13 protein-coding genes are annotated in these 11,930 nt (G+C 73.8%); 6 read left to right on the top strand and 7 right to left on the bottom strand.

Translation table 11 applies throughout. The features are described 5' to 3' along the window. The 5 genes from CTKZ_RS09060 to CTKZ_RS09040 form a co-directional block, all read left to right on the top strand. Nucleotides 1-443, top strand: a 443-nt coding sequence (locus tag CTKZ_RS09060; protein ID WP_148090477.1) for a CAP domain-containing protein, incomplete at its 5' end; no start/stop codon positions are given. An 87-nt stretch (nucleotides 444-530) separates the two neighbouring features. Further along, nucleotides 531-878: a YciI family protein gene (locus tag CTKZ_RS09055; protein ID WP_124342647.1), complete on the top strand. Its 348-nt coding sequence runs from the start codon at nucleotides 531-533 to the stop codon at nucleotides 876-878. 271 nt (nucleotides 879-1,149) lie between these two features. Then, nucleotides 1,150-1,644, top strand: coding sequence for a PH domain-containing protein (locus CTKZ_RS09050; protein WP_124342646.1), 495 nt, complete (start codon nucleotides 1,150-1,152; stop codon nucleotides 1,642-1,644). Between the two features lie 71 nt (nucleotides 1,645-1,715). Beyond that, on the top strand, nucleotides 1,716-2,282 hold the full coding sequence (locus tag CTKZ_RS09045; protein WP_124342645.1) for an isochorismatase family protein: 567 nt from the start codon (nucleotides 1,716-1,718) through the stop codon (nucleotides 2,280-2,282). Nucleotides 2,283-2,423: 141 nt separating this feature from the next. Then, entirely contained in the window at nucleotides 2,424-2,672 is a 249-nt protein-coding gene (locus CTKZ_RS09040) for a hypothetical protein (protein WP_124342644.1), read from the top strand. 111 nt (nucleotides 2,673-2,783) lie between these two features. Here the strand turns inward: CTKZ_RS09040 and CTKZ_RS09035 are convergent, their stop codons facing one another. The 7 genes from CTKZ_RS09035 to CTKZ_RS09005 all read right to left on the bottom strand — a co-directional run bounded on the left by CTKZ_RS09035 (nucleotide 2,784) and on the right by CTKZ_RS09005 (nucleotide 10,615). Beyond that, a complete protein-coding gene (locus tag CTKZ_RS09035) occupies nucleotides 2,784-3,092 on the bottom strand; it encodes a PGPGW domain-containing protein (RefSeq protein ID WP_124342643.1) in 309 nt (102 codons plus the stop codon). A gap of 70 nt (nucleotides 3,093-3,162) precedes the next feature. Continuing rightward, entirely contained in the window at nucleotides 3,163-3,576 is a 414-nt protein-coding gene (locus CTKZ_RS09030; RefSeq protein ID WP_124342642.1) for a CBS domain-containing protein, read from the bottom strand. Nucleotides 3,577-3,827: 251 nt separating this feature from the next. Next, nucleotides 3,828-5,327 (bottom strand): non-homologous end-joining DNA ligase, encoded by a 1,500-nt coding sequence (ligD, locus tag CTKZ_RS09025; RefSeq protein WP_124342641.1) that lies wholly within the window; start codon nucleotides 5,325-5,327, stop codon nucleotides 3,828-3,830. A gap of 162 nt (nucleotides 5,328-5,489) precedes the next feature. Continuing rightward, a complete protein-coding gene (locus tag CTKZ_RS09020) occupies nucleotides 5,490-7,394 on the bottom strand; it encodes a glycoside hydrolase family 127 protein (protein ID WP_124342640.1) in 1,905 nt (634 codons plus the stop codon). Next, the gene (locus CTKZ_RS09015) at nucleotides 7,391-8,215 is read right to left on the bottom strand and encodes a carbohydrate ABC transporter permease (protein ID WP_124342639.1); all 825 of its coding nucleotides are present in this window, start codon (nucleotides 8,213-8,215) and stop codon (nucleotides 7,391-7,393) included. The genes CTKZ_RS09020 and CTKZ_RS09015 overlap by 4 nt, the downstream gene beginning before the upstream one ends. A gap of 13 nt (nucleotides 8,216-8,228) precedes the next feature. Then, nucleotides 8,229-9,182, bottom strand: coding sequence for a carbohydrate ABC transporter permease (locus CTKZ_RS09010; RefSeq protein ID WP_124342638.1), 954 nt, complete (start codon nucleotides 9,180-9,182; stop codon nucleotides 8,229-8,231). 110 nt (nucleotides 9,183-9,292) lie between these two features. Beyond that, nucleotides 9,293-10,615 (bottom strand): ABC transporter substrate-binding protein, encoded by a 1,323-nt coding sequence (locus CTKZ_RS09005; RefSeq protein ID WP_124342637.1) that lies wholly within the window; start codon nucleotides 10,613-10,615, stop codon nucleotides 9,293-9,295. A 208-nt stretch (nucleotides 10,616-10,823) separates the two neighbouring features. On the opposite strand from CTKZ_RS09005, the gene CTKZ_RS09000 reads away from it, so the two are divergent. Next, nucleotides 10,824-11,849: a LacI family DNA-binding transcriptional regulator gene (locus CTKZ_RS09000; protein WP_124342636.1), complete on the top strand. Its 1,026-nt coding sequence runs from the start codon at nucleotides 10,824-10,826 to the stop codon at nucleotides 11,847-11,849. Nucleotides 11,850-11,930 lie beyond the last annotated feature (81 nt).

Raw genomic sequence — 11,930 nt, 5'->3', positions numbered from 1 at the left:
CGGCCGCCGGCACGCCCCCGCCCTCCGGCGGCGGCAGCACCCCCGCCCCGGCCCAGTCGTCCGCCCCCGCCGCGGCCCCCGCACCCCAGCCGGTCGACGCCGAGATCGTCGCGCTCGGCAACGAGGCCCGCCGCGCGCAGGGTGTCGCCGACCTCAGCGTCTCCGAGTGCGCGCAGCAGCAGGCGCTCGCACGCGCCCGGCTCCTCGTCGCCGAGGGACGGTTCGAGCACGACCCGCTGGAGCCGATCCTCGCGGCCTGCGGTGGCCGGACCGTCGGGGAGAACCTCGCGCTCGGCTACCCGACCGCCAAGGCCACCGTCGACGCGTGGCTCGCGTCGCCCGGGCACCGCGCCAACCTGCTCTCGAAGGACTTCACGGGCATCGGCGTGGCGTGCGTCGACAGCGCACGCGGCCTGCTGTGCGCGCAGGTGTTCCTGGGCTGACGCGTCCCTGTCGAATCGCACCTGCCTCGCGCGTCATGGACGTGACGGGCACGCTCGGTCCCGTCGCACAGGAACGGGAGGACGACGATGCCGCAGACCTGGGTCGTGCTGCTGCACGGCGACGAGAAGGCGTGGGAGACCGCCGACGAGGCCACCCGCGCGGCCGCGTACGCGGACCACGACGCGTTCAGCGCCGCGTGCGCCGAGCGCGGCCACACGATCGTCGGCGGGCACGAGCTCGCGTCGTCGAGCCGCGCGGTCGTCGTGCGGAACGACGCCGACGAGTTCACGGTGACGGACGGCCCGTACACCGAGACGGTCGAGCAGCTCGGCGGGTACTACGTCGTCGAGACCGACGACGTGCAGGACCTCGCGCGCCTGGTCCAGACGGTCCTGTGGCCGGGCGACGTCGCGGAGATCCGCCCGGTCGCCTGACGCCCTCGCCGCCGGTCCGCCTGGGCAGTCCTCCGTCGTCGCGCAGGCACCCCCGCCTCGGCGGCACCGGTGGCCGGCCGGCGACGGCCCGGGCACCACGAGGGCGCGATGAGCGTCGCACGGGGCGTCTGCGCGTCGTCCCGACCGGCGCGTGGGACGCTCGCCTCCGTCGGCTCGCCGGGAGCCGTGCGCACGGCGAGCAGCCGTCGCCGGGCGGACGGGAGCACTCGTGGGCAGGTCGTCCGGTCCGGCGGCGTCGGTCTCCGCCAGGATGTCGGCCCTCGCCACCTCGATCGCGGTGCTCGGCGTCCTGCTGGGGTTGGCGACCGTCTCCCTCGGTGCGAGCGGCGCGACGGACGCGTCCGGCGTCCTGCTCGGCGTCGGCGCGCTCGTCACGGTCCTGGCACACGTGCTCGGGCTGCGGCCCAGGGTCGCCGCCACGCAGGACGGGATCGTCGTGCGGAACCCGTGGCACACGATCAGGATCCCGTGGGCCGAGGTCGCGGGCTTCGAGGGCGGCGCTCGCATGTCCGTGCGGCTGCGGTCCGGTGACGACGTCGCCTGCTGGGCCGTGCAGAAGACGAACCTGTACCTGGTGCTCGATCGACCAGGGCGTCCCGAGCGCATGTCCCAGCGGTTCGCCACCGTGCGGCCGACGACACCACCGGGCCCCGCACGTGGCGCGACCGGACGAGGCGTTGCCGTCCCGTGGGTACCTGTGGCGACGGTCGTCGTCGTCGCGCTCGTGACCGTCCTGCTCGAGTGACCCGCACCTGGCTCGCGGCGCGCCGGTGCGTCGATTTCGCACCTGTGCCCTGGTCGGAGAGAATCGGCCTCATGTATGGGAGCGCTACCACGCCGCGCACGGCGGTCCTCGTCGTCGACCTCCAGGTCGGCGTCGTCGGGGACTGCGTCGACGTCGACGGGGTGCTGGCCCGCACCGTCACCCTCGTCGACCGGGCACGCGCCGAGGGCGTCCCCGTCATCTGGGTCCAGGACGAGCAGGACTTCCCGCGCGGCAGCGCCGGGTGGGAGCTGCACCCGGCGCTCGTGCCGGTCCCCGGCGAGGCCCGCGTGCACAAGGCGTACCGCGACGCGTTCGCCGGCACCGACCTGCAGTCCGTCCTGGCCCGCACCGCGACGACCCACCTCGTCCTCACGGGCGCCCAGTCCGACTACTGCGTGCGGACCCTCGGGCAGTCCGCCGCGAACGCCGGGTACGACGTCACGCTCGTCTCCGACTGCCACACGACCACCGGCGCGCACCTCGCCGGCGTCTGGGTGGGCGGCGAGCAGATCGTCGCGCACGTCAACGCGTACTTCGCGGGCCTGCGGTACCCCGGCCAGCGGTTCGCCGCCGTCCCGCACGACCAGGTCGTGCTCAGCGCGTCCGTCGTCGCCTGACCCGTGCGCCGCTCTTCACCCCCGCGTCGCGTCCGCATCGACGCGTCGCCGGCTCCTTCCTCGCGGGTGGTCGCGCCCACCGCGTGGCGTCCCGGCGATGTCGGTGGGCGGCGCGACGATGGTGGGCAGGAGGAGCCGACCATGACGGACACGGACGTACCGCGCACGGGCGCCGACGAGCGGCTGGTCACGGGCCTCGCGGAAGCCAGCTGGTTCCAGGTCGCCGCGGCCACCGCGCGTGCGCACCACGAGATCGAGCGCTGCCCGGCCGGTGCCGAGCGACGCGACGCGCAGGAACGCTACGAGGCGCTGCGGCGCGTGCTCGACGAGCGCACCGACGACCTCGCGTCGCACCCGGTCTTCGGCGGGACGCACCGCACGGGTCGCTGACCTGCGGCGGGACGCGTCGCACGGGCGGTTGACGTGCGGCGAGACGCGTCGCACGGCCGTCGACCACCGGCGAGAACGCACAGGCCGCCGCTCACGCCGCCCGAGGCGCGGTCAGCGGCGGCGCTGCAGCGCGTCGCGCCCCTTGTCGACGCCGGCCTTCGCGGCCGCCTTGCTGCGCTCGAGGACACGCCGGGCCCACACGAACTCCGTCGCGAGGATGGCGAGGCCCGCGAGGATCGCGAGGATCCCCGGACCGGGCAGGACGAGCATCGCGACGCCCGCGAGCAGGACGACACCACCCACCGACGTGACGGCGACCACCCGCACGGGCTTGGGCAGGCTGCGGATGGCCTCGGTGATGCGGCCCAGCCGCTCGGACCACGTGGGGCGGGCGGGGCGGGGCGTCGCCTCGTTCGTCATCGCGCCACGGTAAGCGACGGGTCGGCGCCCGCGCACCACCGTCCGTGCGACGCGCGCGGCAGCCGTCGGCTCACGACGACGCGGGCGCCTGCGAGATCGCGCCGAGGACCGGACCGGCGTTGTGGCGGACGGCCAGGTCGCCGAGGGACAGGACCCCGACGACCTCGCCCTCGCAGACCACGGGCAGCCGGCGCACGGCGTGCGTGGCCATGAGGCGCGCGGCGCCGACGAGGTCGTCGTCGGGGCCCACGACCACGGGCGAGCCGGTCGCGACCTGCCCGACGGGGTCGTTCGACCCCCCGCCGACGGCGAGGACGCGCACGACGAGGTCGCGGTCGGTGACGATGCCGACCAGGCGGCCCTGCTCGACGACGACGAGGTCGCCGACGTCGTGCTCGCGCATGAGCTCGGCGGCCTCGCGGACGGTCGCGGTGGTCTCGACGGTGATCGGGGACGGGGACAGGACGTCCGCGACGGTGGCCATGGGGGGTCTCCTCGGTGACGCGCGTCGTCGTCGACGCGGTCGGGGCGGGCGCCGGTCCGCACCCGCGGTCACGGCGCTGGGCCGCGTGACCACATCGTCGCCCCGCGCCACGTCGCGCGCACCCGCGCGCGCCTGCTGCCCGCGCGCCGGTCGGCACGACGCCTCGGACGTCCCTCCGGCTCGACGGCTCGGGCGTCCTGTCGGCACGGCTCGGGCGGACCGTCGGCACGGAGGTCGGGCGGGAGTGCTCGTCAGGCACCCTCGACGACGACGTCGGCCGGGGACTTGTCGGGGCGCAACCCACGCCAGGACGGGTGCCGCAGCCGGCCGTCGGACGTCCACTCGGTGAAGGCGACCTCGCCGACGAGCTCGGGCCGGACCCAGTGCACGTCGCGTGTGTCGGCGGCGGGCAGCCGCACGGTGAACGGCGACGACGACGTCGCCAGCGGGGTGAGCCGGCGCAGCAGGTCGTCGAGCGTGCGCCGCGTGAAGCCCGTGCCGACGGACCCCGCGGGACGCATGGCGCCGTCGTCGTCGGGGACGCCGAGCACGAGCGACCCGAGCGTCTCGGCGCGCGCACCCTTGCCGGGCTTCCACCCGACGAGCACGACCTCCTGCATGCGGACGTGCTTGACCTTGACCCAGTCCGGCGAGCGGCGGCCCGGGCGGTACGGGGAGCGCCGCTTCTTCGCGAGCACGCCCTCGAGGCCGTTCTCGCGGCTCGCCGCCAGGACGGCCGAGCCCGGGCCGTCGAACGACGGCGGCGTCTGCCACGAGCGGCCCGCGAGCCCGAGGCCGTCGAGGAGCGCGCGGCGGTCGTCGTAGGGCAGGTCGAGGGTGGCGCGGCCGTCGAGGTGCAGGACGTCGAAGACGAGGTAGGCGACGGGCACGGTCTGGGCGAGCCGGCGGGCGACCGCGGGGTCCGCGACGTGCATCCGCTGCTGGAGGCGCCCGAAGTCGGGGGCGCCGCGCGCGTCGAAGGTGACGAGCTCGCCGTCGAGGACCGCCTGGGTCGACCCCAGCTGCTCGCCGAGCCCGGCGATCTCGGGGTACGACCGCGTGACGTCCAGGTCGTTGCGCGACATCAGCCTCACGCGACCGCCGTCGACGTACGCGACGGCCCGCACGCCGTCCCACTTCATCTCGTACGCCCACGCGTCGTCGTCGGGCGGCAGCTCGCCCGCGACGGCCGCCATCGGACGGACCAGGTCGGGCAGCGGCGTCCAGTCGGGGCGCGTCGGCGGGTCCATGCGGTGCACCATCCAGCTGCGCTCGTCGTCGCCCCGCCCGCCGCCGTCGCCGGAGCCGCCGGAACGCCCGCGACCCCGCGTGCGGAACAGCACGTACCGTCCCTGCACGCGCTCGCCGTGCAGCACGACCTGCACCTCGCGGTCCGACCACTTCACGGTCTCGTACGTGCCGCGGTCCCAGACCGCCATGTGCCCGCCGCCGTACTCGCCCGCGGGGATGTCGCCCTCGAACGTCGCGTACTCCATCGGGTGGTCCTCGGTGTGCACCGCGAGGTGGTTCGTGCCCGGCTCCTGCGGCAGGCCCTTCGGCACGGCCCACGACACCAGCACGCCGTCGCGCTCGAGCCGCAGGTCCCAGTGCAGCGCGCGGGCGTGGTGCTCCTGGATGACGAACGTCCGCCCCTCGCCCTGCGGGAGCGGTGCGTCGGGCGGGGGGACTGGCTCACGCGTGCGCGCCGGGTCCCGCTTCGCGCGGTACTCGTCCAGCGGGCGTCGGGGCACGTCTCGAGTCTGCCGCCGCGGTCGGCACCCGGCACCCGCACCCGAGAGCGCCGTCGCCGACCTGCTCCCGCGCGGGCGACGCCGTGCTCCTCGCCGCCCGCACGGAGATGCCCCGCCGCCCCGGCGTCGGCACGGCGGGGCGGCGGGGCGGTCGGGGGCCGGTCAGGTCGTCGGGATCCAGACCCGCATGGTGCTCGGGCCGCGGTTGGCCCAGGCGTGGTACGGGACGAGCCGCAGGTCGAAGCCGTCGGCGTCGCGCTCGCGCGGCTCCGGGGCGTACGGCCAGTCGGCGTCGTCGTGCGCGACGGCCCGCCCGCGACCGCGCGCACCGGCACCGTCGGCGACCAGCGGTGCCGAGGGGTCCAGGCGGATCGCGTCGACGTGCAGCCCGCCGGGCAGGTCGGTCGACTCGGCGCACAGGACCAGCGGGCCGCGCTCGACCGCGACGCAGCCGCGCACGGCGTCGATGCGGTCGTCGGGCGTCGTCACGCGGGGCTGCACCGGGAGCGAGAGGCGCACCTCGTCGCCCACCGCGAACGTGCGGCGGGCCGTCGCGACGCCGCCCTCGACGGGCTCGCCGTCGAGCGTCGCCGCGCCCACCGCCCAGGCCGGCACGCGCAACGACAGGGTCACCTCGCCGGGCGGTGCCTGCGTCACGCGGACCACGACGTCGCCCTCGTGCGGGTAGCCGGTCTCGACCTCGAGGCCGATCGCGCGGCCGTCGCCGAGCGTCGTCGCGATGCGCGCCGGCGCGTACTGGTGCAGCTGCACGCCGTCGTCGGACACGGTCGCGAGGTACGCGCCGAGCGACGCGAACGTGCGGGCCACGTTGGTCGGGCAGCACGACACCTCGAACCACGGCGCACGCAGCCGCGACAGGGCCCGCGCGCTGACCTCGTCGGGGTCCGCCGCCGAGCCGGGGACCCGCTTGTGCAGGGGGTTCGTGTAGAAGAACGCCTGCCCGTCCTCCGCGGGCGACGTCGCGACGACGTTGAACAGCGTCCGCTCGACCACGTCGCCCCAGTGCGCGTCACCCGTCGCGAGCAGCAGCCGCCACGCGACCATGACCGACGCGACGCCCGCGCACGTCTCGCAGTACGCGCGGTCCGGCGGCAGCTCGTGGTCGTCGCCGAACGCCTCGTCCTGGTGGTGCGAGCCCATGCCGCCCGTGAGGTACGTCCGGCGCGCGAGCGTGCGCTCGTACTGGTCGCGCACGACGTCGAGCAGCGTCTCGTCGCCCGTCTCGACCGCGACGTCGACCGCGCCCGCCGCCAGGTAGAGCGCACGCACCGCGTGGCCGCGCAGCACCGTGGCGTCCCGGACGGGCACGTCGTCCTGGTAGTACTCGCGGCCGTACTCGATGTCCGGCAGCGTGCCGTGGCCGCGGCGCTCGACGAAGAGCGCGGCCTGGTCCAGGTAGCGCCGCTCCCCCGTCGCGCGGGCGAGCTCGACGAGCGCGACCTCGATCTCCGGGTGGCCGCACACGCCGTCGCGGCCGTCGGGCCCGAACTCGGCGCACACGTGGTCGGCGGCGCGGCGGGCGATCGCGACGAGCTCGTCGTCGTGCCCCGTGCGCAGCCGCGCGACCGCGGCCTGGATCAGGTGGCCGTAGCAGTAGAGCTCGTGGCCCCACGCGAGGTCGGAGTAGCGCGGCTCCTGGCCGGGCCGCCCGAACTTCGTGCTGAGGTAGCCGTCGGGCTCCTGCACGCGGCCGATCAGCGCGGACAGCTCGACGATGCGAGCCTCGAGCGCGGGGTCGCCGGTCCGGCCGACCTCCCACGCCATCGCCTCGATCATCTTGTAGACGTCCGAGTCGGAGAACTCGCGGCCCGTGCGCTGCTGCACGACCGTGCCGTCGAGCGCGTGGCGGAAGTTGTCGATCCAGCCGACGCGCGTCTCCCACGTGTCGCAGTGCCGGATCGACGCCTCGCCGTTGACGCGCTGGCGGTCGGCCCAGAAGCCCCCGGTGATCGCCACCTCGTCGAGGCCGAGCGGTCGCAGGGCCCCCGTCGACGGCAGCACGGGCGCAGGACGGATGGTGGTGGTGTTGTTCACGAGCGAGGTCATCCCTTCAGCGCGCCCGACATGAATCCGTTGACGTAGTGCCGCTGGAGCACGAGGAAGAGGACGATGCACGGGATCGTCAGCACGACGACGCCGGCCTGCGTGGCGCCGTAGTCGATGACGCCCATGACCTGCTGGCGCATGTTGACCAGCGCCAGCGGCAGCGGCTGGTTCTCGCCCCCCACGAGGTACAGCGGCACCATGAAGTCGTTCCACGCGGCGAGGAACGCGAACAGCCCGATGGTGATGAGGCCCGGCTTGACCGCCGGGAGCAGCACGCGCCGCAGCGCGCCGAACGAGCCGCAGCCGTCGACGAGGGCCGCCTCCTCCATCTCCTTGGGCACCGCCTCGAACGAGATGCGCATCATGAACATCGCGAACGGCAGCTGGAACACGGCGAGCACGAGGCCCACGCCGACGAGCGAGTTGTTGAGGCCGAGGTCCTTGAGCCAGATGACGAGCGGGACCAGCAGCGTCGCGTACGGGACCATGAGGATCGACAGGACGAGCAGGAACAGCGCGTCCTTGCCGGGGAAGGTGAACCGCGCGAACGCGTACCCGCCGAGGGTCGCCGCGACGAGCGTCGTCAGCACCGCGACGAGCGTGATGACGAGCGAGTTGCCCAGGTAGTGGCCGAGGCCCGCCTGGTAGTTGAGCAACGTCTCGTAGTTGCCGAGACCGTAGCCGTTCACCTGCGCCGAGCCGGGCTGCGGCGACACCGACGACACGGCGGTCCAGATCATCGGGTACAGGAACAGGATGGCCAGGCCACCGGTCAGCACCCAGTAGGGCGTGCGTCCGAGCACGCGGGGCAGCGTCTTCATCGTCGGGACTCCCTCACTCGTCCGGCGAGCGCCGCAGCGCCTTGAGCTGGACGACGTTGATGACGACGAGGGCGAGCAGCACGAGCACGGACAGCGCGGCCGCCATGCCGAGGTCGCGCTTGGACTCGAACGCGAGGTTGTAGACGAGCTGGACGACGGTCATGGTGGCGCCGTCCGGTCCGCCCTTCGTCAGGATGTAGAACTGGTCGAACGCGAGCAGCGAGCCGGTGACGCACAGGATCGTGGCGAGCGCGAGCGACGGCTTGAGCAGCGGCAGCGTGATCTTGCGGAACACCTGCCACGTGTTGGCGCCGTCCATGCGGGCGGACTCGTAGACCTCCTGGCCGATGCCCTGCAGCCCCACGAGCAGCAGCAGCATGTAGAACCCCGCGAACCGCCAGACGATGAGGATCACCGTCCCCCACAGCGCGCCGTCGGCGGTGCCGAGGACGTTCACCTGGCCGTTGCCGATCCCGAACCGCGCGAGGAAGTCCGACATGGGGCCGACCTGCGGTGAGTACAGCGCGTAGAACAGCAGCGACGCCGACGCGAGGCCGAGGGCCGTGGGCAGCAGGAACGACGTCCGCAGCACGCCGCTCCACCGGCTGCTCTCCTGCACCAGCAGCGCGAGCCCCAGGCCCAGGCCGATGAGCAGCACCGTCGCGATGACCGTGTACTTGAGCGTGAACACGACGGCCGGCCAGAACATCCGGTGGTCGAGGACCTCCGTGTAGTTCTCCGGGAAGTTGGTGCCGTCGTTGCCCGCGAGGAGCGACCAGTCCGACGCGGACATGATGAGGACGAGCACGAGCGGGACGACGAACAGGACCGCGACGAGCACCGCGGTGGGGCTCGCGTAGAGCCAGCCCATCAGGGGCCCGTGCGAGCGGTTGGCTCGCGGGCGGTGGCGGTGCGGGGGTGACGCGGACGGTCCCGCGTCGGGCGGACGGGTGGTGACGGTGGTCATGCGTGGCTCCGGGGTCGCGCCCGTCGTGGCGGGCTCGCGGGTGAGACGTGGTCGGGCGGCGGCGGGCTGACTGCCGAGCGGACGGGGCCGAGCCCGCCGCCGCCCTGGTCTCACTGGTCGAGGACCGCCGTGACGGCGTCGTTGTCCTCGTCGACCGTGCCGGTCTTGTCGAAGGTCGCGTTGCGGAACAGCGTGACCCACGGGCTGCCGGACGCGTTGAACGCCTCCGAGAAGTACTCGGCGACGGGCGTGCGGCCGTTCTCGGCGAGCTTGTTCATCGTGAGGGCCAGCGGGTCCTCCTGCGCGTACTGGTTGTCGAGCAGGCTGTTGCGGCCGGGGACCTCGCCGTTCTTCGCGACGACCTCGAGCTGGGTGTCGTCGGACATCATCCAGGCGAGGAAGTTCCAGGCCTGCGCGACGTGCTCGGAGTCCTTGGAGACGCCCATCGCGTCGCCGCCGAGGAACGTCGACTGGCCGCCGTCGATCCCGGGGATGCCGGTGACGCCGACGTCGATGCCGGCCTCCTGGGCCGCGTACACCGCGGTGTTCGGGTACTGCATGACGCCGACCTCGCCGTTCGAGAACGGTGCGGTCCACGTCGCGCCGGTCTCCTCCTTCGAGCCTGCGCCCACGGCGCCCGCGTCGTTCAGCCGCGCGTACGTGTCGTAGACCTCCTGGGCGGTGTCGGACGCGAGCAGCGACTCCTTGCCGTCGTCCGAGAGCACCTCGTCGCCCGACGCCCAGATGGTCGGGAACCACGTGAAGACGAGGCAGCCGCCGCAGTTGCCGCCGTAGTACGTGCCCGAGACGCCCGGCTTGTCGAGCGCCTGGACCGCCTTGGCCTGCTCCTCGAACTCGGCGAACGTGGTCGGGCCCTTCTCCGGGTCGAGGCCGGCCTCGGCGTACAGCGCCTTGTTCCAGACCATCACGGAGATGTCGGTGACGAACGGGACGGTGTGCTTGGCGCCGTCCGCGTCGGTGCCCGCGTCGACGTGGCCCTGCGTGATGTCGTCCGCGAAGTCGAGCCCGTCGATGTTCTCCGTCAGGTCCGTGAACAGGCCGTTCGACACCCAGTAGGGCAGGCGGACGACGTCGCCCGCGAGCAGGTCGGGCAGCTCGTCGTTCGTGGCGGCCGCGCCGACCTTCCCCTCCATGTCGTCGTTGGGGATGATCTCCAGCTTCACCTGGTTCTCGTGCGACGCGTTGTACGCCTCGACCAGGGCCTTGGCCTGCCGCTCGAGCGGCGCGCGCGTCCACATGGTGAGGCTGGTGCCGTCGTCGACGCCGTCGGGGCCGACGGACTCGGCCGGGGCGTCACCGCCCCCGTCGCCGTCACCGCTGCTGCAGGCTGCCAGGCTCGTCAGCGCCAGACCGGCGACGGCCAGCAGGGCAGCTCCTCGTGCTGTGCGCGATCGGGACAACCGCTTGCTCATCGTGCTCTCCTCGGACTTCATCGTCGAAGCGAACTGCGGGTGTCCCCCGTCGGGCACCCGTGGGCTGAGGGTCTGCCGAAACCCTTTTCGGAAACGTAGCGGTCACTGTCTCGGCACGTCAAGGGCTTCCCTCGGCGCGTTCTCCCGGTACGATCCCGAAAGACGACGGCGTCCAGCCCCGTCACTTTCGTTCTCGCAGGGGATGAACATGCAGACGACACCGGGAAACACGCGGAAGCCGCCGACCCTCGCGGACGTGGCCAAGCTCGCCGGGGTGTCGCTCGCGACGGCCTCCAAGTCGCTCAACGGGCGCCAGCAGGTCAAGGCCGAAACCCGTGAGCGAGTCCTTTCAGCCGCCGAGCAGCTGAACTTCTCCCCCAACGTCCTCGCCCGGCACCTGCTGTCCGGGCGGTCCGGCACGATCGGCCTCGTCACGCACGACCTCGAGGGCCGGTTCTCCATCCCGACGCTCATGGGCGCCGAGGACGCCGCCGGCACCGGCAAGACGTCCGTGCTCCTGTGCGACGCGCGCGGCGACGCCCTGCGCGAGCAGTACCACGTGCAGGCGCTGCTCGGCCGGCGCGTCGACGGGCTCATCGTCGTGGGCGCCCGCCCCGACCCGCGGCCGTCGCTCGGCCAGCTGCCCGTGCCCGTCGTCTACGCGTACGCGCCGTCGCAGGACCCCGCCGACATGTCCGTCGTCACCGACAACGTGCAGGGCGGGCGGCTCGTCGCCGAGCACCTCCTGGCGTGCGGGCGGTCGCGCGTCGCGATCGTCACCGGCGACGCCGGGTACGGGGCCGCGCACGACCGCGTCGACGGGGCGACCGCCGTGCTGTCCGGGGCGGGCGTCGAGGTGCTCGGCGGACCGCTCTACGGCGCGTGGTCCGAGGAGTGGGGCCGCACCGCCGCCGGGCTGATCCTCAACCGGTTCACCGACGTCGACGCGATCATCAGCGGGTCCGACCAGATCGCGCGCGGCGTGCTCGACGCCCTGCGCGAGGCGGGCCGCCGCGTCCCCGAGGACGTCGCCGTGACCGGCCACGACAACTGGGAGATCCTCGCGCTCAACGCGCGCCCGCAGCTCACGAGCATCGACATGAACCTCGAGGAGCTCGGCCGCCGCGCCGCGGCCCTCCTGTTCGACGCCATCGAGGGCAACCCCCACCACGGCACCGAGGTCATCCCGTCCCGCCTGGTCCCCCGCGGCTCGACAGGCCCCAAGCCGGCCTGACGCGCAGCTCGACCCCGCGGCGTCAGCGCGGTCCCGCGGCGGGGATCCGCAGCCGGGCGCTCGTGCCCTGGCCGAGCCTCG

It is taken from the genome of Cellulomonas algicola, assembly GCF_003851725.1.
GTDB classification, from domain to species: domain Bacteria; phylum Actinomycetota; class Actinomycetes; order Actinomycetales; family Cellulomonadaceae; genus Cellulomonas; species Cellulomonas algicola.
The sequence above is the reverse complement of the archived record's forward strand: the minus strand, read 5'-3'. Positions and strand labels throughout refer to the sequence as shown.

Excerpts from the sequence above, each read along its gene's own strand:
- CTKZ_RS09050 (WP_124342646.1), top strand. The coding sequence starts at position 1,150 with ATGTCGGCCCTCGCCACCTCGATCGCGGTGCTCGGCGTCCTGCTGGGG.
- CTKZ_RS09030 (WP_124342642.1), bottom strand. The coding sequence starts at position 3,576 with ATGGCCACCGTCGCGGACGTCCTGTCCCCGTCCCCGATCACCGTCGAG.
- CTKZ_RS09005 (WP_124342637.1), bottom strand. The coding sequence starts at position 10,615 with ATGAGCAAGCGGTTGTCCCGATCGCGCACAGCACGAGGAGCTGCCCTG.
- CTKZ_RS09020 (WP_124342640.1), bottom strand. The coding sequence starts at position 7,394 with ATGACCTCGCTCGTGAACAACACCACCACCATCCGTCCTGCGCCCGTG.
- CTKZ_RS09040 (WP_124342644.1), top strand. The coding sequence starts at position 2,424 with ATGACGGACACGGACGTACCGCGCACGGGCGCCGACGAGCGGCTGGTC.
- CTKZ_RS09000 (WP_124342636.1), top strand. The coding sequence starts at position 10,824 with ATGCAGACGACACCGGGAAACACGCGGAAGCCGCCGACCCTCGCGGAC.
- CTKZ_RS09045 (WP_124342645.1), top strand. The coding sequence starts at position 1,716 with ATGTATGGGAGCGCTACCACGCCGCGCACGGCGGTCCTCGTCGTCGAC.
- CTKZ_RS09035 (WP_124342643.1), bottom strand. The coding sequence starts at position 3,092 with ATGACGAACGAGGCGACGCCCCGCCCCGCCCGCCCCACGTGGTCCGAG.
- CTKZ_RS09015 (WP_124342639.1), bottom strand. The coding sequence starts at position 8,215 with ATGAAGACGCTGCCCCGCGTGCTCGGACGCACGCCCTACTGGGTGCTG.
- CTKZ_RS09010 (WP_124342638.1), bottom strand. The coding sequence starts at position 9,182 with ATGACCACCGTCACCACCCGTCCGCCCGACGCGGGACCGTCCGCGTCA.
- CTKZ_RS09055 (WP_124342647.1), top strand. The coding sequence starts at position 531 with ATGCCGCAGACCTGGGTCGTGCTGCTGCACGGCGACGAGAAGGCGTGG.